This is a genomic window from Psychromonas aquatilis (assembly GCF_038155185.1).
GTDB classification, from domain to species: domain Bacteria; phylum Pseudomonadota; class Gammaproteobacteria; order Enterobacterales; family Psychromonadaceae; genus Psychromonas; species Psychromonas aquatilis.
The window spans coordinates 1-207 of the sequence record NZ_JBAKAZ010000497.1 but is presented as its reverse complement, the minus strand read 5'-3'; the positions used below and the strand labels follow the sequence as shown (position 1 = coordinate 207).

Genomic DNA, 207 nt, shown 5'->3' with positions numbered 1-207 from the left:
TTTGAGTTTTTTGTGGTAGTTCTCTGTGGTTTGATCGTTGTTTTATTACCTATAGCAATAATGCTATAAATGAGATGCTAGATGTAGACCTTGATTTAATTAATGAATTTGGTGCGGTATTAAAAGAGGTCGTTAATGCGATGGCTACTGGCGCAGTGAAAAACTCAAATGCAGATATATCGGTTGCTATTAGTGGGATTGCTGGTC

Annotated in this window: 1 protein-coding gene; it reads left to right on the top strand. The window is 36.7% G+C overall.

Translation table 11 applies throughout. The features are described 5' to 3' along the window. Positions 1 to 23: 23 nt before the first annotated feature. Positions 24 to 207 (top strand): CinA family protein (locus V6256_RS16280; RefSeq protein ID WP_341599215.1); only part of this gene is annotated, 184 nt, incomplete at its 3' end.